Origin of the sequence: Brooklawnia sp. (genome assembly GCF_032229645.1) — a bacterium.
Taxonomy (GTDB): Bacteria; Actinomycetota; Actinomycetes; order Propionibacteriales; family Propionibacteriaceae; genus Brooklawnia.
Window position 1 is genome coordinate 1 of the sequence record NZ_JAVTWX010000002.1, and the last position, 21,049, is coordinate 21,049.

At 65.5% G+C, this 21,049-nt stretch carries 18 protein-coding genes; 10 read left to right on the top strand and 8 right to left on the bottom strand.

Annotated elements, in window-relative coordinates; translation table 11 throughout:
- The 4 genes from AAFP05_RS00095 to AAFP05_RS00110 all read right to left on the bottom strand — a co-directional run.
- Nucleotides 1-497: response regulator (locus tag AAFP05_RS00095; RefSeq protein ID WP_341727810.1), on the bottom strand; the 497-nt coding region annotated here is incomplete at its 3' end.
- Nucleotides 494-1,765: a histidine kinase gene (locus AAFP05_RS00100; RefSeq protein ID WP_341727811.1), complete on the bottom strand. Its 1,272-nt coding sequence runs from the start codon at nucleotides 1,763-1,765 to the stop codon at nucleotides 494-496. The genes AAFP05_RS00095 and AAFP05_RS00100, both read right to left, overlap by 4 nt.
- Before the next feature lie 1,120 nt (nucleotides 1,766-2,885).
- Nucleotides 2,886-3,593 carry a HEAT repeat domain-containing protein gene (locus AAFP05_RS00105; protein WP_341727812.1) on the bottom strand — a complete coding sequence of 236 codons (708 nt, stop codon included), beginning with the start codon at nucleotides 3,591-3,593 and terminating at the stop codon, nucleotides 2,886-2,888.
- A 167-nt stretch (nucleotides 3,594-3,760) separates the two neighbouring features.
- Nucleotides 3,761-5,545, bottom strand: coding sequence for a DEAD/DEAH box helicase (locus tag AAFP05_RS00110; RefSeq protein ID WP_341727813.1), 1,785 nt, complete (start codon nucleotides 5,543-5,545; stop codon nucleotides 3,761-3,763).
- Between the two features lie 193 nt (nucleotides 5,546-5,738).
- Between AAFP05_RS00110 and AAFP05_RS00115 the strand changes: the two genes are divergently transcribed.
- Together AAFP05_RS00115 and AAFP05_RS00120 are read left to right on the top strand one after the other, a co-directional pair.
- The gene (locus AAFP05_RS00115; RefSeq protein WP_341727814.1) at nucleotides 5,739-6,095 is read left to right on the top strand and encodes a metalloregulator ArsR/SmtB family transcription factor; all 357 of its coding nucleotides are present in this window, start codon (nucleotides 5,739-5,741) and stop codon (nucleotides 6,093-6,095) included.
- Nucleotides 6,096-6,106: 11 nt separating this feature from the next.
- Nucleotides 6,107-7,084 carry an SRPBCC family protein gene (locus AAFP05_RS00120; protein WP_341727815.1) on the top strand — a complete coding sequence of 326 codons (978 nt, stop codon included), beginning with the start codon at nucleotides 6,107-6,109 and terminating at the stop codon, nucleotides 7,082-7,084.
- Nucleotides 7,085-7,183: 99 nt separating this feature from the next.
- Here AAFP05_RS00120 and AAFP05_RS00125 read toward each other — a convergent pair whose 3' ends face one another.
- Nucleotides 7,184-8,005, bottom strand: coding sequence for an HAD hydrolase family protein (locus AAFP05_RS00125; RefSeq protein WP_341727816.1), 822 nt, complete (start codon nucleotides 8,003-8,005; stop codon nucleotides 7,184-7,186).
- Between the two features lie 119 nt (nucleotides 8,006-8,124).
- Between AAFP05_RS00125 and AAFP05_RS00130 the strand changes: the two genes are divergently transcribed.
- Genes AAFP05_RS00130 through AAFP05_RS00145 form a run of 4 tightly spaced genes read left to right on the top strand, consistent with a single transcriptional unit; the run spans nucleotide 8,125 to nucleotide 11,722 of the window.
- Nucleotides 8,125-8,772: an ABC transporter permease gene (locus AAFP05_RS00130; RefSeq protein ID WP_341727817.1), complete on the top strand. Its 648-nt coding sequence runs from the start codon at nucleotides 8,125-8,127 to the stop codon at nucleotides 8,770-8,772.
- Complete coding sequence (locus AAFP05_RS00135) at nucleotides 8,769-9,950, top strand: betaine/proline/choline family ABC transporter ATP-binding protein (protein WP_341727818.1); 1,182 nt, start codon at nucleotides 8,769-8,771, stop codon at nucleotides 9,948-9,950. The genes AAFP05_RS00130 and AAFP05_RS00135 overlap by 4 nt, the downstream gene beginning before the upstream one ends.
- Nucleotides 9,947-10,729: an ABC transporter permease gene (locus AAFP05_RS00140; protein ID WP_341727819.1), complete on the top strand. Its 783-nt coding sequence runs from the start codon at nucleotides 9,947-9,949 to the stop codon at nucleotides 10,727-10,729. Before AAFP05_RS00135 ends, AAFP05_RS00140 begins: the two co-directional genes overlap by 4 nt.
- Nucleotides 10,730-10,789: 60 nt before the next feature.
- On the top strand, nucleotides 10,790-11,722 hold the full coding sequence (locus tag AAFP05_RS00145) for a glycine betaine ABC transporter substrate-binding protein (RefSeq protein WP_341727820.1): 933 nt from the start codon (nucleotides 10,790-10,792) through the stop codon (nucleotides 11,720-11,722).
- A gap of 113 nt (nucleotides 11,723-11,835) precedes the next feature.
- Here the strand turns inward: AAFP05_RS00145 and AAFP05_RS00150 are convergent, their stop codons facing one another.
- Nucleotides 11,836-13,899, bottom strand: a complete 2,064-nt coding sequence (locus AAFP05_RS00150) for a heavy metal translocating P-type ATPase (protein ID WP_341727821.1) — start codon at nucleotides 13,897-13,899, stop codon at nucleotides 11,836-11,838.
- A 19-nt stretch (nucleotides 13,900-13,918) separates the two neighbouring features.
- On the opposite strand from AAFP05_RS00150, the gene AAFP05_RS00155 reads away from it, so the two are divergent.
- Nucleotides 13,919-14,779: a carbon-nitrogen hydrolase family protein gene (locus AAFP05_RS00155; RefSeq protein ID WP_341727822.1), complete on the top strand. Its 861-nt coding sequence runs from the start codon at nucleotides 13,919-13,921 to the stop codon at nucleotides 14,777-14,779.
- A 63-nt stretch (nucleotides 14,780-14,842) separates the two neighbouring features.
- On the opposite strand, the gene AAFP05_RS00160 is transcribed toward AAFP05_RS00155, so the two are convergent.
- The gene (locus AAFP05_RS00160) at nucleotides 14,843-15,655 is read right to left on the bottom strand and encodes an SDR family NAD(P)-dependent oxidoreductase (RefSeq protein ID WP_341727823.1); all 813 of its coding nucleotides are present in this window, start codon (nucleotides 15,653-15,655) and stop codon (nucleotides 14,843-14,845) included.
- A 593-nt stretch (nucleotides 15,656-16,248) separates the two neighbouring features.
- Here AAFP05_RS00160 and AAFP05_RS00165 point away from each other — a divergent pair.
- Complete coding sequence (locus AAFP05_RS00165; RefSeq protein WP_341727824.1) at nucleotides 16,249-17,583, top strand: PAS domain-containing protein; 1,335 nt, start codon at nucleotides 16,249-16,251, stop codon at nucleotides 17,581-17,583.
- A gap of 79 nt (nucleotides 17,584-17,662) precedes the next feature.
- On the opposite strand, the gene AAFP05_RS00170 is transcribed toward AAFP05_RS00165, so the two are convergent.
- Nucleotides 17,663-18,346 carry a hypothetical protein gene (locus AAFP05_RS00170; RefSeq protein ID WP_341727825.1) on the bottom strand — a complete coding sequence of 228 codons (684 nt, stop codon included), beginning with the start codon at nucleotides 18,344-18,346 and terminating at the stop codon, nucleotides 17,663-17,665.
- 70 nt (nucleotides 18,347-18,416) lie between these two features.
- Between AAFP05_RS00170 and AAFP05_RS00175 the strand changes: the two genes are divergently transcribed.
- Nucleotides 18,417-18,722, top strand: coding sequence for a DUF2249 domain-containing protein (locus tag AAFP05_RS00175; protein ID WP_341727826.1), 306 nt, complete (start codon nucleotides 18,417-18,419; stop codon nucleotides 18,720-18,722).
- A gap of 2 nt (nucleotides 18,723-18,724) precedes the next feature.
- Nucleotides 18,725-21,049, top strand: a 2,325-nt coding sequence (locus AAFP05_RS00180) for a multicopper oxidase domain-containing protein (RefSeq protein ID WP_341727827.1), incomplete at its 3' end; no start/stop codon positions are given.

The following is a 21,049-nucleotide window of genomic DNA, read 5'->3' on the forward strand; positions in this document are numbered from 1 at the left end:
CTGACCCGCTGCGAGATCTCCTCGACGGGCGCGCCGCCGTCCGCGGCGAGTAGTACGTCGGCTTCGCGTGGGGTGAGCGGGGAGTCGCCAGCGGCGATGGCGTCCGCAGCCAGCTGGGGATCGACGTATCTGCCGCCGCCATACACGGTGCGGATCACTCCTGCGAGCGCGGCTCCGGTGATGGTTTTCGGGACGAAACCGCGCACCCCGTGGGCGAGTGCCTGCTTGAGATGGCCGGGCAGCCCGTGGCTGGTGACGATCACGCAGGCGCATTGGGGCAGCCCGGTCGCGAGCTCGGTGGCCACCTCGATGCCGGACCGTCCGGGCATCTGCAGGTCGAGCACCGCCACATCGGGGCGGTGCTGCAGCGCGGCCGCCAGCGCCTCATCGCCGGAGGCCGCCTGGCCGACCACCTTGATGTCATCCTCGAACCCGAGCAGCGAGACGAGCGCCTCGCGGATCAGGTTCTCGTCCTCGGCGATAATGATGCGGATCATGCGGACTCCTCGGCCATGGCCTGGCGCAGGCTGTGCAATGCGGCGCCCTCCACGGTAGCGGTCAGCGTGAAGGCGTCTGGCTGGTGGTCCCAGGTGAGGGTGCCGCCCACTTCGGCGAGCCGTTCGGCCAGTCCGGCGAGTCCGGAACCTGGAGCATCTGTTGCCGGATGCGGACGATCGTTGCGCACCGCCAGTTCCGCCAGTTGCTCATCCGATCGGACGACGAGACTGACGGTGCTGGCGCTCGAGTGCCGCAGGACGTTGGTTGCGGCTTCGCGGACGATCCAAGCAAAAGCGCGGGACACCGGCGCGGGGAGCGGTGCGGAACCCTCCTGCGTGGTGCTCACCTCGACGTCGGCAGCCTCCAGCAGGGCCTTCGCGCCGGAGATTTCGGTAGTCAAATCGGCTTTGCGGTAACCGCGGACGACCTCCCGAACCTCGGTGAGGGCATCGGCGGCGATCTTCTGCACCTCGCGCATGGTGTTCGCGGCATCGGGCAGGCCATGTTCGGCCTGGACTGCGGCGAGCTCTGACTTGAGCGCGACCGCAGAGAGTGATCGTCCAAAAACATCGTGCAGATCACGGGCAAAACGGACGCGCTCTTCGGCGACCGCGAGCCTGGCCTCGTCGGTGCGGGCGTGCTCAAGGGCGCGGGTCGTACCGATCACATTGATGAGCATTGAGGCGAAGCCCACGATGAACATGGCCAGTAGGCACGATGCGATCGTGATCATGACATGGCCGCGCAGGACGGCATGCCGGGCGAGCGGGAGCGCCACCATGGTGATGGCCGTCAGCGTGATACCGAGTGCGATGGCAGTCTTTGTGTGAGGCCTCGGGGGCTGCAGCCTGTCGGTGGCGTCCATCCCGATGACCAGTGCAGGCATTGCCAGAATCCCGCCGAGGGAAGCGCTGAAGGCGACGAGGAAGAGCGGAGTCGATGGATGGAACAGGCCGGCGAGGCTCGTGGCGGCAAGGCTGAGGACGATCCAGGCGGCGACGAGCGGCTTCCCGCGATGGGAGAGGAACCCGCGATCCCAGCCGCTAGGTGGTAGCAGATCGAGGTCGCGCAGCCGGGTGTGCAGGACCGTTAGCCCGGTCCATCCGGCCGCTATCACTATTGAGCCCCAGCCGATGAACCAGAGAAGCGGCCTGGGTGTGCCAGCCACGCCCAGCAGCACGATGAGTGGCAGGATCAGGAACCCTTCATGCAGGGAACTGTAGAGGTAGCCCTCAGTCCGTCGGACGCTTTGGTCGGTGGTATTCACGGTTCCTCCTTGGGTGTTCAGCCTAGAGATCGGGCTATTCGTTTGCGGTTGACTCGCTCACCAGTGCCAGCGGATGGATGAGTGTGGCGCCTAGAAGTGCAGCGCCGACCGCGCCAATGACAGATTGCACGATCAGCAGCGCCCACAACGGCACGGCCGGTGCCAGCAGAATCTCGCGCGGAGTGGGTTCGCCCGCGGCGAGGCGATTGAGAGTGTGCTGTTCGCGCCGGGCGACCGGTGAGGTGACCAGCGTGAAGTAGACGACTTTGATAGCCCCGGCAGGGGCGCTCAGCTTCTATTGATTGTCTGGGTCGTGTTATTGCGGAGCGGCGTTAGAACTGTGGATCTGAGCCGAAGGGGTGCTTTCGCTGCCTCTCCTGCTGCTTGTGGATGATCAGATCGGACTCAGCGCCCCATCGGCGATGGTGCGGAAGAGCTGCTCCAGCGAGGCCGAGCGGGCGTCCAGGCCGACGAGCAGCTCGATGGTGCCTGCGGTGGGCGCGGCCACCCTCGATCAGCTCGACGGTGGACGTTTTGCCCGCGCCGTTGGTGCCGAGCAGCGCTAGAACCTCGCCATGCCGGACAGTCAAATCGATGCCTTTGACGGCCTCGAACGGCTCGGGTGTCTTGCGGCCCGGCATGAGTGACGTGTGGGACTGGCTATAACTGCGACGCAACCCGCGGACGACGATCGCGTCCTCAGCCGTTGTTCGGCGGGACTCCTGAAGTAGCTGTGTCGTGGTCATGACTCAAGTCTTTCGGCGGATCTGCCGAAAGGTCAGTGTCACGGATCACGGGGTTGGGTGGGATCTTCATTGGCGAGGCGTGACAGATGTCACGTTGCATCCTTGTCCGGGACCTGCGGGAGCCGAACTGTTCGAAGGTCGAGGCCATCGATTCCGATGTAGTGGTGGGGGCGGGGTGCCTGCACCTGGCACCACGGGAGCGACGTTGCACCTAACCGGAGCGCCTGGTTGGCAAAATCGGGGCTAGGGCATCGTGAGCCAACACGCTTCAGTGCTCCCCAGATGCCTTCCCGGCCAACAAATCGAGCCCGCAGCACGATCTGGCGAGCACTCAAGCGCGTTGAAGGGCTCTGCCGCGAAAGCGAATGCTCGTTTCAGAGCCCGGCCAGCCGCTTCTTCTTGCGATTCTCGCGGACGATCCACGCGACATCTGCATCCGGGGAGGCCTCCAAGGCTGCGAAGACCGGGAGACCCGGGCCCGGGTCCGCGGCCACCGCGACGCTCCAGCAGTAGCCCAGTCCTTTGCGGAGAGTGCGGACATCGTCGTGGCGGCGGCTGTCGGGCGGCAGTGCGGCCAGGGACTCGGTCGCTCGCCTGCAGACTTCGATGGCGGCTGCGGCCATCGAGGGTGTGGCCAGCAGCCGTGGTTCGCAGATTGCGGCGGCCGCTGCGCGCAGCACCAGCGGATCCGCGTCGCTGGTCCACTCGAGCACCAGCGACTTCAGCCGCCCAGGATCGGCGTCGCCCAGCCGCTGAAGCGCCATCGCCACGGCTTCGCGGACCCGCCAGCGTTGGTCGCTCGCGTGCGTGCGCAACCGGGCTTCGATCTCGGCGACGGCGCCGGGCCCGGCATCTGCGGCAAGAAGAGCACCCAGGCCCACGACACCGCAGCAGACCATATATTCGTCGCCGGTGGCGATGAGCGCATCGAAATCAGCGCGGCCGCCGGTCTGTGCCATGGCCTGGATAAGTTCCAGATTGCCGCGTGGTCCGGGAAGCCCGCTGTTCGCACGCAGGTACTTCGGCCATTTCTCGGAGGGCATCGAGCGCAATTCGTGCGCGTAGATCTCGCGCTTACTCATGGTCCAACCGTATCGTCAAGGGCGCCGCGCTAATCGTCGTGGCGCGGGTCACGCTCCTAGCGCTAAGGACCCTCCAGGCAACCACCCGCTGCGTATCGCCCCATGGAGGGCGCTGACTCGGTCAGTCGAAGGAGCGGCCCACCCCTACGAGGTGAACTGAGAACGACTCAGTAGCGCGGCTTGCGGTACGGACGCTTGCCGCCGCGCGGCGCATCGCCACCGCGCGGTCCTCGGCCACCCCGGTTTGGGGCCTTGCCGTGATGCTGAGAGAAGCGGTCCGGCTTGATCTCGATGTACTGGCCGGCGATCTGGGTATCGCGCAGCCGATCGAGCACCGAGCGGTCGAGATTTGCCGGTAGCTCGACGATCGAGAACTCCGGACGAATGGTGATCGCGCCGAAGTCCTGGCGGTTCAGCCCGCCTTCGTTGGCCAGCGCGCCCACGATCTGGCTGGGGCTGACCTTATGCTGGCGACCAACCTCGATACGGTAAGGCGCGTAGTCATCGCGGCTGCGGCGACCACCGGAGCGATCGTCCGAACGATCCGGGGCCCCCCGGTCGTCCCGTTCGTTGCGCGTGAGGTTCTTGGTCAGCGGATCGTTGTTCGGATCGAGCAGCAGTGGCGTATCGCCCTGCGCGACCACGGCGAGCGCTGCCGCAACATCGGTCTCCGGCACATCGTGATGACGCACGTAGTGGGAGATGATGTCGCGGAAGGTCTCAATCCGGGACGTCTCCTGCAAGGCTGTGGTGATGGAGTCGTCGAAACGAGTCAACCGGGTGCTGTTGATGTCCTCAGTGGTCGGCAGCTGCATCTGCTCGGGTTGCTGACGGGTAGCGCGCTCGATGTGCTTCAGCAGATAGCGCTCGCGCGGCGTGATGAAGCTGATGGCGTCGCCGCTACGCCCGGCGCGGCCGGTGCGTCCGATGCGGTGCACGTACGACTCGGTGTCGGTCGGGATGTCGAAGTTGACGACGTGGCTGATGCGATCCACATCCAGCCCGCGGGCCGCGACATCGGTGGCCACCAGGATGTCGAGGGTGCCGTCCTTGAGCTGGCCGATGGTGCGCTCGCGCATCGCCTGAGGGATGTCGCCGTTGATCGCCGACGCCGAATAGCCGCGCGCCCGCAGCTTCTCGGCCAGGGTTTCGGTCTCGTTCTTCGTTCGCACGAAGACGATCACGCCGTCGAATTCTTCGACCTCGAAGATCCGGGTCAGCGCGTCCACCTTCTGCTGATAGGAGACGACCAGGTACCGCTGCCTGATGTTGGTCGCGGTCTGGGTCTTCGACTTGAGGATGATCTCTTGCGGATTGTGCAGGTACTTCTGCGCGAGCCGGCGGATCTGGGTCGGCATGGTCGCCGAGAAGAGTGCGGTCTGCTTGTCGTCCGGGGTCTTCGCGAGAATGGTCTCGACATCTTCGACGAAGCCCATCTGTAGCATTTCGTCGGCCTCGTCGAGCACCAGATGCGTCAACCCCGAAAGATCGAGGGTGCCCTTCTCGAGGTGATCCATGATGCGTCCGGGTGTGCCGACGACCACATGGACGCCGCGGCGCAGCGCCGACAGTTGGACGCCGTAGCCCTGCCCGCCGTAGACCGGCAGCACCCGCACTCCGTGGGTCTTGGCCGCATACGACTCGAACGCCTCACAGACCTGCAGCGCGAGTTCGCGGGTCGGCGCGAGCACCAGCGCCTGCGGGGTCTTCTGGTCAAGATCGAGATCCTCCAGAATGGGCAGCGCGAAGGCAGCGGTCTTGCCGGTACCGGTCTGCGCCATGCCGACCACATCGCGTCCGGAAATCAGTGCGGGAATGGTGGCTATCTGGATGGGGGAGGGGGTCTCGTAGCCGAGGTCCCGGATCGCCTCAAGCGCGGGGCCCGTGACGCCGAGTTCCTCGAATCCGGGGGTCGTTTCGAGGTCGGGCGCGGTCTTCTCGTCTTGGGTCACTGCCCAAATCTACCTTGTGAACCCCGATAGTCCCGCATTCTGCTAGTGGGCCACTCCTGCCAACGGGGCAGCGAGCCGTCAGAGCCCGGAGAGCCGGTGGACGAGGCCATCGGCGGTTGCGCCGTGCGGACTGAACGATTCGGTGGGTCTGGAGGGTTGATCTGACCCCGGATCCGGCATAAAGTACAACCAAATGGTTGTACATGTTGGGTTGAGCGAAGTCGAGCAGGACCGCATCTTCCACGCGCTGGCCGCGTCGACGAGGCGGGACATCCTGCGCCGCACGGTGAGCGAGGAGCTCTCCGTGTCAGACCTGGCGCGCGAATACGAGATCTCGTTCGCCGCGGTGCAGAAACACGTCTCGGTGCTCGAGGAAGCTCAACTCGTCGTCAAACGAGCGGCCGGACGCGAACGTCTCGTCCGCGCCGATCCACAGCGGATCGCCCAAGCCAGGGTGCTCTTGGCCCAGTACGAAAACCTCTGGAGGGCGCGCGTCGACCGGCTCGATGCGTTGCTCGCAGAACCCATCGATGAACCGCCAACTCTGTAGGAGAACTCGACATGCCTGTTATCGACGTCACCACCAAACCCGAAGATCTCACCATCGCCGTGACCGCCGAATTCGCCCACCCGGTTCACCGGGTCTGGCAGGCCTACACCGACCCCCGTCAGCTCGAGCGCTTCTGGGGGCCGCCGACCTGGCCTGCCACCTTCGTCCAGTGGGACCACTCCGTGGGCGGCCGGGCGATCTACTTCATGACCGGGCCCAAGGGCGAGAAGTCCTATGGCGGCTGGGAGTTTCTGGAGATCGAGCCGGAGTCCCGCTTCGTTGTGCTCGACTTCTTCGCGGACGAGCAGGGCAATCAGCTGGAGGACTTCGCCGTGAGCCGGATGGAGATGACCTTCCAGCCGACCGCCCAGGGTAGCCGGATGACCAGCCTCGCGACATTCACTTCCCTCGAAGCACTCGAACAGGTACTCGCCATGGGCGTGATCGAGGGCACCACGGCTGCCATGGGCCAGATCGACGCGGTCCTGGAAGGGCTACGCGCTTACGCCCAGGGCAAGGGGACGCGCGTCGAACTACTCAGCGACACACTCGTCCGGATCACCCGGTTGATCGAGGGCCCGCAAGACCTGGTCTGGCGAGCCCACAACGATCCCGAATTGATCAGGCAGTGGATGCTCGGACCCGACGGCTGGGAGCTGACTACCTGCGACGTGGCCACAGCGGTCGGCGATAGCTATCGCTATGCATGGGCCCCGGTCGACGACAACGCGGGCGCCCCCTTCGGCTTCGAGGGTGAGCTCTTGCTTTCCGAAGCACCGCATCGGGCGGTCACCACCGAACGAATGACCGGGACGGACGGCCCGCAGACGGTCAACGATCTGCATCTCTACGAGGAGGACGGCGCGACCCTGGTCACCACGCTGATCGAGTATCCCGATCTCGGAACCCGCGAGATGATCCTGGGTACCGGCATGGCCGAGGGCATGGAGATGTCCTACGCCAGGTTGGAGCGGCTGCTGCGCGGCTGACGGGGTCTGCTGCCCGGTCTGCGGTGCCCAATGGCGTTCCCGAGAGAGGACGCCGGAGTCAAGCCGGACGCCGGAGCCAAGCCGGACGCGGGAACCAGGTCAGATCAGACCGAGCCGCGAGAATCCCTCGACCAGACCATTGTTCTCGGGTCCGGGAATGGTGAGCTGGCCGAGGGCCAGCAGCTCATCGGAGGCGCTCTCGACCACCACGCCGGTGCCTGCGTAGGCGATCATCTCAGCGTCATTGGTGCCATCGCCGACCGCGACGATATCGGAGCGCGAGACCCCGAGATGCTGCGCGACCAGCGCGATCCCCGCCGATTTGTTGACGCCGCGCAGGTAGATCTCGCCGGAGCTGCCGCCCATATCTTGAACCGAGATCCCGATCACGTCCACGGCGGGCCCGATCTCGGTGGCGAGTTCGTCCACGGGGATCTCGGACGATTCCAGCACCACTGCCTTGCCGAACGAGGAGCCGTTGAGATCGTCCGCAGTCCGAAGGGCGGCGAGAAGCTCGTAGGACTCATCGCGGGGATCGACCGACCATAGCGCGCCATCGAAGAGTTCACGGACCTTGTCGTCCTGGCCGGTGAGGGTCCAAATGGCCTGGGGTGCTTCGAGAATGAATGTGATGCCTGGCTGACTGAGCTCACGGATCGTCCGGGCCGCGACATCGTCGGGGAATCTGGTGTCGAGCAGGACGCGGCCGTCGATCTCCACATAGACGCCGGCGCCGCAGACCAGGCCGTCGAAGACGGACTCCCGCAGCTCGCGCGGCACCAGCGACTTTGGACGCCCGGTGCACAGCAGTATGTGGTGGCCGTTGGTGCGGGCCTGCTGAATGGCTCGGATGTGGGCCTTCGGTACCAGCCCATGGTCGGCGAGGGTTCCGTCAAAATCGATGAAGACAGTCTTGGACATCGATTCATAAGCTACCAGCTCTCGGCGGGCCCCATAGACTGGCCGAGAACCCAGAGCCCAAGGAGGAGCCAAAGACAGCCGAAATCAAACCCCGAACGGGGGCAACCAGGAAGGTCAATGTGGACTTCTTCCAGTTCCTGATCAGACGCAGCGACGACTTCTTCGCACTCGGAATCGCGCACGCCGTCGTGGTGATCGTGTCGGTGTTTCTCGCATCCATCATCGGTATCGCGCTCGGCGTGCTGAGCTATCAGCGTCCGCGTGTCCGCGACTTCATCCTCGGCCTCACCGGCGCAATGCTGACTATCCCGTCATTCGCGCTCTTCATTCTGCTGATGGCGCCACTCGGCCTGGGCGCACGCCCGGTCGTCGTGGCGCTCACCATGTACGGGCTGATGCCGATCGTCCGCAACACGGTGACCGGGCTGAGCGGCGTCGACCCGGCCATCGTCGAGGCGGCCAAGGGCATGGGACTCACCCGCCGGCAGCGTCTGTGGCGAATCGAGTTTCCGCTCGCGTGGCCGGTGGTCGTCACCGGTATCCGGGTGACGACTCTCGTGCTGCTCGGCATCGCCGCGGTCGGCGACATCGTCAACGGGCCCGGCTACGGTGCATTCATCTTCACCGGCCTGTATCGCGTCGGCACTCCGGTGGCAGTCAATCTGGTGCTGGCAGGCACGCTCGGCGTCGTGCTATTGGCGATCGTCTTCGACCTCGTCTTCCGGCTGATCGGCAGGCTGACCACCTCGAAAGGACTTCGATCATGACAGCAGGCAACGCACAGGACGTCATGATCCGCCTCGAGGCACTGACGAAGCGCTATCCCGGCCAGCAGGTGAATGCCGTGGACTCGCTCGACCTCGACATCCACACCGGCGAGATCGTGGTGCTGGTCGGTCCGTCGGGCTGCGGCAAGACCACCACGATGAAGATGATCAACCGGATCATCGAACCCACCTCCGGACGCATCCTGCTCGGTGGCGAAGACGTGACGAAGGTCAATTCCGATCAGCTGCGGCGGCGCATCGGCTACGTCATTCAGCAGGTCGGGCTCTTCCCGCACATGACCATCGGTGAGAACATCGCCACCGTCCCCAAGCTGCTCGGCTGGGATAAGGGGCGCATCGCCGATCGAGTGGACGAACTGCTCGACCTGGTCGGCATGCCGTCCGAATCGTTCCGCGACCGCTACCCCAAACAGCTCTCCGGCGGCCAGCAGCAGCGCATCGGCGTCGCGCGTGCCCTGGGCGGCGATCCTCAGGTGATGCTGATGGACGAGCCGTTCGGTGCCATCGACCCGATCACCCGTGACCGGCTACAAAACGAGTTCCTGCGACTACAGGGCGAGGTACACAAGACCATCGTCTTCGTCACCCACGACATCGATGAGGCGATCAAGCTCGGCGACCGGATCGCGATCCTTCAGGAGGGCTCGCAGATCGCCCAGTACGACACGCCCGAGCAGATTCTTGCCGCCCCGGCGAACGACTTCGTGTCGGACTTCATCGGTCGTGGCGCCTCGCTGAAGCGGCTGAATCTGACCAGGGTTGCTGACATCGAACTGCGCGCCTGGCCCACGGTGAGTTGCCAGACCGACCCGCAGGCCGCGCTCGATCAGCTGCGCAGCGTTCCCGAAAGCGCGCTGCTGGTCCTGAATGCCAACGGCAGCCCGGTGCGTTGGGTAGGTGCGGACGACCTGCGGCGCGCGGGTCATCGTCCGCTCGACCGGGTGGGAATGCCCACCAGCCCGGCCGTCGGGCTGCGGGCCACGCTCAGCGACGCGCTGAACGAGCTGATCACCGCCCGTTTCGCGGTCACCATCGTGGTCGACGATCACGGCGTCTTCCGGGGCGTGGTCGATATCGATCAGATCAACGAGACCATCCGGGCGATGCGCGCGGCGGCCGTCCAGCAGGCCAGGGCCGGATTGGAGGACGACCGATGAGCGCCGAGGCCGGTAGCCAGGTCGTCTTCACCCAGGCTCCGCGGGATGCCGGGCGGCGTTCGGCGGCGGCCTATCTGACGACCCCGCTGATCCTGGCCGGGGTCTGCCTGGCGATCTATCTCTACGTCGCGAGCAAGCAGCTGGACTCGATCGAGGCACGGGTGCTCAATGCCCCGCGACTGGGTCTGGCCACCTGGCAGCACATTCAGCTGACCGCGGTGTCGACCTTGCTGACCCTGATCATCGCGTTGCCGCTCGGAATCCTGCTGACCCGCAGCTTCATGCGCCGCATCCAACCGGCGCTGATCACCGTGCTGACGCTCGGCCAGGCGATCCCGACCATCGCGATCCTGGTGCTGCTCGCCGTCGCCTTCCACTTTCTCGGGTTCAAGGCGGCGATCGTCGGCCTGGTCGCCTACGCGATCGTCCCGGTGCTGCTCAACACCATGGTCGGGCTCGACCAGGTTGACAGCGCGGTGCTGGAGTCCGGCCGCGGCATGGGCATGTCGAAGTTCACCGTCTTGACGCGGCTCGAACTGCCGTTGGCGGTTCCGGTGATTCTGGCCGGAATCCGCACGGCGCTGGTCATCAACGTCGGCACGGCCGCGCTGGTGACCTACATCAACGCGGGCGGTCTGGGTGACATCATCGTCGCCGGGTTGTCCACGAACAGATTCACCATCCAGATCGTCGGGGCCGGACTGACCGCAGTGCTCGCTTTGGCCATCGACTATCTGGCTGGGATCGCTGAAGATCTGCTGCGTCCGCGCGGGCTGTGAGCTCGCGGGTGCTGCGGGATGGCGATAGGCACATACCCAACCCCTCACCGAGGAGGAGAGATGATGAAGAAACGTAACGCATGGATCGCGGGCGGTGTCGCCCTGATGCTGGCAGTGGCCGGCTGCTCGGGCGGGTCTGGTGGCTCCGGCGGGGGTGGCTCCGACGGGGCGCTGGCCGGCGCCAAACTGACGGCAGGTTCGAAGGAGTTCACCGAGCAGATCATCCTCAGCAATATCGCGGCGCTGGCGTTCGAGCATGCTGGCGCCCAGGTCGCCGACCAGACCGGTATCTCGGGTACCGCGACCGTCCGCTCCGCATTGGAGACCGGCGAGATCGACTTCTATTGGGAGTACACCGGCACAGCCTGGGTGCAGCTGCTGGGTCACACCACCCAAGATGTGCCCGATGATCTCTTTGACGTGGTGCGCTCCGAGGACGCCGTGAACGGCATCGCCTGGCTCGATGCGGCGCCGTTCGAGAACGCCTACCGGATAGCCACCACCAAGGACTTCGCGCAGGCGAACAACCTGGTCACGAGTTCGGACATGGCGGCGTTCAGCAACGCCAATCCCGACAAGGGGCGCATCTGCGCGGCCAGCGAGTTCATCAACCGGGACGACGGGTTACCCGGCCTCGAAAAGGCCTATGGCTTCACCTACAGCCAGGTCGTCGAACTCGACCTGAACCTGATCTACAGCCAGGTCGGCAGCGGCTGCGAGTTCGGTGAGGTCTTCTCGACCGACGCCCGGATCCTGTCAAACAATCTGCTCGTGCTGGACGACGACCAGGCCTTCTTCGTCCCTTACCAGGGCGCGTTCACTCTGCGTCAGGAGACGCTCGATCAGTATCCCGCGATCGCCGAGATCATGGACCCGATCAGCAAGGTCCTGACCAGTGAGGTGGTCACCGAACTGAACGGACGCGTCGACAACGACGGCGAGGAGCCGCGCGACGTCGCCAAGGATTGGCTGACCCAGAACGGTTTCATCTGATCCGGATCCGAGTTCACTTCGAGCTGAGACAGGCCGGTTGGGCCGGGCCGGCCGCCGATTCGCGCCCGGCCCGGCCGTGCGTCCACAAGCACCGGCCGGAAACAAAGCCGGGTTCAGCCGAGCAACCGGGCCGCACTGCCGGCCGGGCTCAGGTCGATCCGGCGCAACAGCTGCGCGTTGAGCGCGACCACCACGGTCGACGCCGACATCAAGATGGCGCCGACGCTCATCGGCAGCACGAACCCGATCGGCGCCAGCACACCGGCGGCCAGCGGCACCGCGACCAGGTTGTAACCGGCCGCCCACCACAGGTTCTGCTGCATCTTGCGGTAGGTCGCCCGCGACAACTCGATCACCGACAGCACCGAACGCGGATCCGAGCCGGCCAGCACCACGCCTGCGGTGCTGATCGCCACGTCGGTGCCGGCGCCGATGGCGATGCCGACATCGGCCTGCGCGAGGGCGGGCGCATCGTTCACGCCGTCGCCCACCATCGCGACCCTGCGTCCGTCGCGCTGCAGCTCTGCGACCCTGGCCGCCTTCTCGTCCGGCCGGACGCCCGCGAAAACCTGGTCGATGCCCAGCTGTGCCCCGACCGTTTCGGCCACCGGCCGAGCATCCCCGGTGATCATCACCACGTGGACGCCCGCGGCATGCAGGGCGTCCACAGTCTCGCGCGACTCTGGCCGGATCTCATCGGCCAGCCGTAGCGCACCGATCAGCCGACCATCGGCGACGACATGGACGACCGTGGCACCCGCCGCCTCCCAGCCTGCAGCCTTCGGCAGCGCTTCCAGTCGGCGCTCGCCGAGCAGCTGGGGCCCGCCGACCTCGATACGTTCACCCTCGACGTCGGCCGCCACGCCGACCGCCGGGGAGGACGAGAAACCGGTGGCGGCAGGCACGTCGATGCCGTGGTCCCGGGCGGCTGTGATGATCGCCTTGGCCAGCGGATGCTCGCTGGCTGCCTCGGCCGCAGCCGCGAGCCTCAGCACCTCGTCCGAGCTGTGAGCCCCGATGGTCGCCAGCTGGGTAACGGCGGGTTCGCCCTTGGTCAGGGTGCCGGTCTTGTCGAAGACCACCACGCTCACATTGCGCATCGACTCCAGCGCCAGCCGGTCGGTGATCAAGACACCGCCGCGCGCCGCCCGCTCGGTGGCGATCGACACCACCAGCGGAATCGCCAGCCCCAACGCGTGCGGGCAGGCGATCACCAGCACCGTGATCGCTCTGACCACAGCCTGATCGGGGAACCCAAGCAGTGCCCAGGCTGTCGCGGTGATCAACGCCGACACCAGCGCATACCAGAAGAGCAGCGCGGCGGCCCGATCGGCGATCCGCTGTGCCCTGGACGATGACGACTGCGCCTCGGCCACCAGTTTCTGGATGCCCGCCAGGGCCGTGTCATCGCCGGTCGCCGTCACCCGGACGCGCAGCCCCGAATCGGTGGCGATGGTGCCTGCCACCACATGGTCGCCGACCGTGCGCTCGATGGTTCGCGATTCACCGGTGATCATTGATTCGTCCATGCTGGCCGCACCGTCGACGATCGTTCCGTCGGCAGGCACCGCCGCACCCGGCCGGACGACGACTATGTCGTCCACCTGCAGTTCGCCGGGGGAGACGGCGACGATCTGGTCATCCACGAGCTTCTCGGCCTGGTCGGGCAGCAGCGCCGCGAGCGAGTCGAGAGCCGACGACGTCTGGGCCAGTGACCGCATCTCGATCCAGTGGCCGAGCAGCATGATGACCAGCAGCAGCGCTAGCTCCCACCAGAAGCTCAACTCGGCGTCCAGCAGACCGAGCGTGCCACCCCAAGAAGCGGTGAACGCGACGGTGATCGCGAGCCCGATCAGCAGCATCATGCCCGGAGTGCGGGAGCGTATCTCCGAGACCGCACCGCTCAAGAACGGCCGGCCGCCCCAGCAGAAGATGACCGTGCCCAGCACCGGCGACACCCACCCGACCCAGGCCGCCGCCGGAAGGTGATAGCCGATCAGATGAGCAAACATCTCATCGAATCCGACCGTGGGGATGGCCAACACCAGCATGATCCAGAACAGCCTGCGGAACTGCGCCACGTGATGCGCGTGCCCGCCGTGCATCACGTGGTCGTCCATCTCGTGGCCGGACATCTCGTGGTGCTGATGGCCCTGCCGCATTTCGTGACTCGCCATGCCTCCACGCTATGCCGGGATGATCGAGAATAAAGGTGTGACCGACGACGATGCGATGACCACAGCGAGCGACTCCGACCGGCCTGACTCGCACGCCGATGCTCCGCGGCCTCTGCGGATCGCGTTGGCCCAGCTGACGTCAGGGCCCGATGTGGACGAGAACCTCGCCGCAGTGACGGCGCTGATCGCCGAGGCCGCCGAGCGGGGCGCCCGGCTGGTGGTCTTTCCGGAGGCGACGGTGGCCTGCTTCGGATCCAGGCTCAGCGAGGTCGCCGAGCCGCTCGACGGACCCTTCGCCTGTGGGGTGCGGGCGGCTGCCGCCTCGGCAGGAGTGATCGCGGTGGCCGGCATCTTCACCCCGGCCGGCGGTGGTCGGGTGCACAACACGTTGCTGATCACCGGCCCAGGCATCGAAGCGAGCTACCACAAGATCCACCTCTATGACGCGTTCGGGTCGAAGGAATCCGAGACAGTGAGCCCGGGGGCTTCGCTGGTGAGCATCGATGCCCTGGGCACGCGCATCGGATTTGCCACCTGCTATGACCTGCGCTTCGCCGATCAGTTCACCGACCTCGGACGCCGCGGGGCGCGCCTGGTGGTCGTCCCGGCGTCCTGGGGAGACGGACCGGGCAAGGACCAACAGTGGGACGTGCTCACTCGCGCCCGAGCGATGGATGCACAGGCCTATCTGGCGGCCTGCGACCAGGCCTGGACGCCGCCGCAGGGCGTCCGGCCGCTCGGAATCGGGCTCAGCAGAGTTGCCGATCCCTTCGGGACGATCGTCGGTCAGTTGGACGAACGAGCCGGTCTGCTGGTCGTCGACATCGACCTTGCCAGGGTGGACGCGGCCCGTCGGCAGCTGCCGATCCTGGCCGGATAGCCGCTCGGACGGGCCGGATTGAAGCCCGCCCGAGCGGTCGTCCGGCGTCGTCCGGTCGGTCGGTTAGAAGGCCTTCCAGCCGCCGTCCGAACTCACCACGGCGCCGTTGACATTGCCGGCATCGGGGGAGAGCAGCCAGGTGATGGTGGCGGCCAGCGCCTCTGGCGTCGCGACCCCGGGGCTGGTGACCAGCATCGCTGCCCCGATGCGCTCCTGGGCGCGTGCCGACAGCATCTGGCCGCCGATATTGGTGATCACGCCGCCCGGTGCCACCGCATTGCAGCGGATTCCGTCCGGTCCGTACATGATTGCGGTGTTCTTCGTCATCCCGATGACCGCATGCTTCGACGCGGTGTAGGCCACTCCGGCGGCCCCGCCGCCCAGGCCTGCGGCCGACGACAGATTGACGATGGCCCCCTGACGCTTCTCCAGCAGATACGGGATCGTCGCCCGGGTCATCCGCATGGTGCCCCAGACGTTCACCCCGAAGACTCGCTCCCAGACGTCGTCCGAGACCTCGCTGATCGTCTGGAAATTGTCCATGATGCCGGCGTTGTTGACCAGCCCATAGAGGTCGTCATTGGCATCCGCCACCTCGACGATCTCGTCCACGTCCTCCTGGACGGAGATACTGCCCACCACGGGAACCAGGTTCAGCTGTGGGTTGTCGGCGACCAACACCTGCAGCCTGTCCGACGAGATGTCGGAAGCGATCACGCGGCCGCCTTCCTTGGCGATGCGTAAGGCGGTCGCGCGTCCGATGCCGGACGCCGCTCCGGTGACGATCACTGTCTTGTCGGCGAATCGCCCCGCGATGATCTGCTCGGTGAACGGAATGACCTTGATTTGCGTCTCTGCCGATTGTCGTTCGCTCATCATGGCTCCTTTGAACCTGTGAGATGTGAGGGAGACCGCTCGATCATCCGGCGTTCGCTCGTCATCGAGCAGCCTTGCCTATGCCTATAAGGATTCTAATCTCGACGCCTGCCGAAGGGTCGGAGCAAAGATAATCCAGCGGGTAGCGCTTCTGGTTGCGGCTGGTTGGCCACTTGGCAGCGGCGCCACGGCAGTGCTGCTCTGCCGGTTGGACATGCGGCGGCGATCAGGCATCTCCGAACGATCTTGCGGTGCGGAGGGTCCTTAGGGCGTAGCGGGCATGCCGACGCGACGAGTGCGGGCCAGCAGAGGTCTGGAGTAGAGGGTGAAATAGGGGTGAAATATGGACGTTCTGGGAAGACTTTCCCGACTGCCTTTTATGATGTTCTTCACCTAACTGCTGAATTGCTCAACGAGTCGTGATGGAAATTCGTGAGATGGCGCATAAGGTCGTTGCCATGCCAGAATGCGTCGTGAGTCGGCCGGGCCAGGAGTCGAATCGCACAAGTCAAGAGTGCCGAGCGGCACCATTTTTGTGGCCATAAAATGAGCAAGTCGGAGTCGAGGAGAAATTCGGCACTAGCATCGCTTCCATGGATATACTCAGGCCTGTTATCACCTCGGCGAGGCATGAGGTCGCGCCGGGTGAACTCTTCTTCTCCACCACGGATTCACGCGGACGAATTCTGCAGGCAAACTCAGTGTTCACCCGGATGTCGCGCTATCGTCGCGACCAACTGGTCGGACAGCCGCACAATATTATCCGGCACGACTGCATGCCAGGGGGTGCCTTCCAGTTGATGTGGGATACCCTGCACGCCGGACGGCCCTTCTGCGCATACGTGGATAACCTCGCTGCCACCGGTAGCACGTATAGCGTCTTCGCGACGATCACTCCGCTGGGCGACGGATACCTCTCGGTGCGTAACCGGCCCGGGGTGGACCAGTTGAGGAGCACCGCTTTCTCGCTCTACGGTCAAGTGCGCCCATACGAACTCGCACTGCGCGACGAAGGGCTCTCCACCCACGATGCGGCCCAGCACGGACTCGGTACCCTGGCGGGGCTTCTGGCCGACGCCGGTCTGACCTATGAGCAGTTCATGTGGACGGCGCTGCCCGCCGAAGTCGATGTCGTCTTGCAGAACAGCATCAGCCGGACGCAACGTCCTGACGCGCGCGGCCCACTGAAAGAGATACTGAACCACGTCGCGACCACCCGCGCTGATCTACTCACCTGGACCACGCAGATGGTCGGGCTGCAGGCCATGTCGGAGCAACTGTCGCAGACGGCGACATTGCTGATGCAAGCGGTAGCTGAGAATCGTCACACCTCGGAGCAGATCTCCTCCGCGCCCAGGGCTGGATTCGACGCCTCGGTCATCTATCTGCGCGTGTGGGCCGACATCGCCGAACTCCTCGAACCGATCTTCACCCGCCTTGCAGAAACTTTGAACCAGTTGAACGCTCGCTGCTCGCAAACGCGCTTTCGGATCGCACTCGCGCTGCTGCATGTAGAGGCGCTGACTCAATTCGTCAACGAGGCCCTGGACGAAGGTGATTACTCCGAGGGCCACCGTATATCTGTGCTGCTACTCGTCCGGGCATTGGACGAAGGCCTCCAAGTTGCCAGCAGCGAATCCCAGGCGATGACCGAAATGGTTGCGCTGGTGACGGCGGACATTTCGGCGGTGGCCGATCTGATCTCGATGCCGCAGAGCATGATCACCACCTGGCTACGCACCGCCTCCGCAACGAAAGATGGCGCCGAGTTGATTTCCACAGTCACCGAACAACGAGCCCACACGGATTATGCGTGGCAACGCTTGAACGATTTGATCACCCGAGCGCGGCAGGTCTCCAACCCCTTGAATGTCAACCGTGCGCGAAGCGAAATCGACGCGGTCCGCTATTGGACCTCAAGCAGTTAGGGGCTGACAGAGAATCCTTGGGCCAAATAGGCTGGTGGCACGATGCGTCTTGCCGGGTGTGCATCGGGGTGGCGATCGACTATTGGGGATCCTTCACCCACACGACGCAGGCACCCGGTTCGCTGAAAGGCCTTAGTTCAGCATCGCCGCTGAACTCCCAGGCCTCCAGCGCACCATCGACCAATCCCTGATGGACGCCGCAGATGCCCTGTTGATTCGCGCGCGCCTGATCGACGAACGGGCAGGTGCGCAGCCGGATGGTCTGGCCGTCCTGGGCGATCGTGGGATTGAAGCTGGCGGTCGACAGTAATGCGGCCAACCTGGAGGCGGTGTCGTCGCTGGACTTCGCCTGGTTGGCGATCGGCACCGAGCGGGCCCAGAGCTTACCGACCGCGCGGGCCGTCTCCAGATCGCCGCCGGCAGCGATGTACTCGGTGAATGCTCTGGTCAGACTCTGGTTGTCGGCATCGTTCTCGTCCTCCAGCAGAGTTCGGCCCGACGCGCTGATCCAATAGCGCAGCGCCGGGCGTCCTCGTCCGGTGGGCCGGTCTGCACTGCTGGACGCCAGCCCGTCGGCGACCAGGCCATCGAGATGGGCACGTGCTCGGTTGGGGTGACCGCCAAGCCGTTCCGCAGCCTGCGAGACGACGATGCCTTCGCGTCCTGCGTCGCCCAGCAGCATCAGCACTTTCTTGCGCACGGGACTGAGATGCCGGCCACTGGGGGCCGGCAGTGAGGGACCTAATTCCTGCTTGCCAACCATGAGCCAACACTACTAGATTAAATACACAACGTATCTGTAATAATTTGCCTAGATCTTCGACAGGAGCCTCATGACTCAGCAGATTCCCTTGACCGAGTCCACCGACCAGCATCAGTGCGGCTGCGGCTGCTCATCCGTGGTTGACTACGAGCTTGACGTGCGAGTCATCCCGCATGCCATCCGTCATGGCGCGGTTTTGGGTGCACTTTCGAGCCTTGAACCGGGCTCTGCGATCCTGCTGATCGCCCCGCACGACCCGAAACCGCTGCTCGCGCAGATTTCTGATCTGTTTGGTGAGGCTGTGGAAACCAGCTATGTCGACCGGGGTGGCGATGGTGTCGGAGTGCGTCTGTTGAAGACCCGCACGGTTCAGTAACGGTGGCGAAGCAGCAGTCAGCAGGCCGGCACTGGCCACTGCGCGACTACCCGTCGGTCTTCTGGCTGTTTGCGGCGCTGGTCGTCGCGATCATGCACCGGCTGATCCCGTCGTCCGACTGGCTGCTGGTGCATCTGGTGCTGCTGGGCGCGCTCAGCCACGCGATCATGGTGTGGAGCTTCTACTTCTGCGAGGCTCTGCTGCGGGTCACCAACGGCGCTGAGTTGCGGCGCGGTCAGTCGCGCCGCATCGGCTTGCTGCTCGGCGGCGCCACGCTGGTCTTGATCGGAGTACCCGCCGGCAGCTGGGCGCTCACACTGACCGGCGCAACCCTGGTTGCGATCGCGGCTGGCTGGCACGGCCTGGCGATCTGGGCGCTGCTGCGCCATGCGCTGCCCGGACGATTCCGGGTCAGCGTCCGCTTCTATCTCGCGGCGGCGGCCTGCCTGGTCGCCGGAGCCGCCTTCGGTGCGATCCTGGCGAACGTGCCGGACGATCCGTGGCATGGCCGGCTGCTGCTCGCGCACACCATGTCGAACCTGCTCGGCTGGGTCGGCTTCACCATCATGGGCACCCTGGTCACCTTCTGGCCCACCCTGCTGCGCACCGTCATCGACCCCCGCGCCGATCGTCTCGCGAGGCAGGCGCTGCCGGTGCTTATCGGCGGCATCTCGGTGCTTGTCACCGGGGCATTGGTTGGCCTGCGTCCGGTCTCCTTCGCCGGCCTGGCGCTGTTCACCGCGGGAACCATCTGGTGGGGACGAGCATTGCTGGGTCCGCTGCTCACCAAGCCGCCGCGCGAGTTCTGCTCGGCGTCAGTGGGTGCTGCGGTGCCATGGGCGGTCATCGGTCTGGTCTGGGTGGGCGTCTTGATCCTGGCGTCGGACGACTGGTCGGGCATCACCGCCGGCTTCTTGCCGGTCGCGACGATCTTCGCGGCCGGGGTCGCGGCCCAGATCCTGACCGGCGCGCTCAGCTACCTCGTCCCCTCGGTGCTCGGTGGCGGACCGGCCGCGGTGCGCGCGACCATGGTGCCGTTCAACCGGGGCACCACGGCCCGGCTGGTGCTGGTCAACACCAGCCTGACCATCTTCCTGCTGCCGCTGCCCGCAGCGGTTCACACGGCGGTCGCGGTGACCGGATTGGCCGGGCTCGCCTGCTTCCTGCCGCTGATGTTCTGGGGTATTCGCGCCAACCGGAACGCCCGCAATGCGTCCGAGATCACGACTCCGGGGTCGGCGGCCCAGGCGAAGCCCGTGCCGGGCATCTCGCAGCCCAAGGCCTGGTCGCTGCGCCAATTGCTGGCGGCGCTGGTCACGGTTGCTGTTGCGGTCGCTGCCGGGCTGATCGCCGACCGCACCCGGTTTGCGGGGGCCGAGGAGACCGGTCAGGTCGTCCGGGTCACCGTGCACGCCGACGACATGCGCTTCACCCCCAGCCAGATTGAGGTCGCTGCTGGCGATCGGGTGGTCATCACCCTGGTCAACGACGATCCGACGACCGCGCACGATCTGTGGATCGCGGGCCGCTCGACGGGCCGGCTGACTCCCGGCCAGAGCGAGGAGCTCGACGCCGGCGTGATCACAGCTTCCGTCCAAGGCTGGTGCACGATCGCCGGCCACAAGCAGATGGGCATGGTCTTCGACATCCTGGTGGACGGCCAGACGGCCTCGTCCGATGGTCATGAGAGTCATTCGTCCGGCGAAAACGCCACCATCGACCCGGACGCCCGGCTGGCTGCCGATGTTGATCCGTCGCTGGCACCAGCGAGCGACGAACGCGTACACAAGCTCACGTTGACCGTGACCGAGGTGCCCCTGGAGGTGGCGCCCGGTATCTGGCAGACCCGCTGGACCTTCAACGGCTCATCGGTTGGCCCCACATTGCACGGCCGGATCGGCGACGTCTTCGAGATCACCTTGGTCAACGACGCCTCGATGGGCCACTCCATCGACTTCCACGCCGGTGAGGTCGCTCCCGACGAGCCGATGCGGACGATACCGCCCGGCGAGTCGCTGGTCTACCGGTTCACCGCGAACCGGGCGGGCATCTGGATGTATCACTGCTCGTCGGTTCCGATGAGCAGTCATATCGCCGCGGGCATGCACGGCGCGGTCATCATCGACCCCGACGCCCTGGAGCCGGTCGACCGCAGCTATGCGCTGGTGCAATCGGAGATCTACCTGAGCTCGGTGGCTCGCAGCGCCGGCGAGGCCCAAGAGGTGAACGCCGACAAGATCGCCGCCGGTGCACCCGACCTGCTGGCCTTCAACGGCATCGCCTATCAATACGACCAGTTCAGGCTGGAGGCCAAGGTGGGCGAACGC

Bases quoted from the DNA above. Each gene is read 5' to 3' on its own strand.
- AAFP05_RS00105 (WP_341727812.1), bottom strand. From the start codon at position 3,593: ATGAGTAAGCGCGAGATCTACGCGCACGAATTGCGCTCGATGCCCTCC.
- AAFP05_RS00115 (WP_341727814.1), top strand. From the start codon at position 5,739: ATGGTTGTACATGTTGGGTTGAGCGAAGTCGAGCAGGACCGCATCTTC.
- AAFP05_RS00120 (WP_341727815.1), top strand. From the start codon at position 6,107: ATGCCTGTTATCGACGTCACCACCAAACCCGAAGATCTCACCATCGCC.
- AAFP05_RS00125 (WP_341727816.1), bottom strand. From the start codon at position 8,005: ATGTCCAAGACTGTCTTCATCGATTTTGACGGAACCCTCGCCGACCAT.
- AAFP05_RS00135 (WP_341727818.1), top strand. From the start codon at position 8,769: ATGACAGCAGGCAACGCACAGGACGTCATGATCCGCCTCGAGGCACTG.
- AAFP05_RS00140 (WP_341727819.1), top strand. From the start codon at position 9,947: ATGAGCGCCGAGGCCGGTAGCCAGGTCGTCTTCACCCAGGCTCCGCGG.
- AAFP05_RS00145 (WP_341727820.1), top strand. From the start codon at position 10,790: ATGATGAAGAAACGTAACGCATGGATCGCGGGCGGTGTCGCCCTGATG.
- AAFP05_RS00150 (WP_341727821.1), bottom strand. From the start codon at position 13,899: ATGGCGAGTCACGAAATGCGGCAGGGCCATCAGCACCACGAGATGTCC.
- AAFP05_RS00155 (WP_341727822.1), top strand. From the start codon at position 13,919: ATGATCGAGAATAAAGGTGTGACCGACGACGATGCGATGACCACAGCG.
- AAFP05_RS00160 (WP_341727823.1), bottom strand. From the start codon at position 15,655: ATGAGCGAACGACAATCGGCAGAGACGCAAATCAAGGTCATTCCGTTC.
- AAFP05_RS00165 (WP_341727824.1), top strand. From the start codon at position 16,249: ATGGATATACTCAGGCCTGTTATCACCTCGGCGAGGCATGAGGTCGCG.
- AAFP05_RS00170 (WP_341727825.1), bottom strand. From the start codon at position 18,346: ATGGTTGGCAAGCAGGAATTAGGTCCCTCACTGCCGGCCCCCAGTGGC.
- AAFP05_RS00175 (WP_341727826.1), top strand. From the start codon at position 18,417: ATGACTCAGCAGATTCCCTTGACCGAGTCCACCGACCAGCATCAGTGC.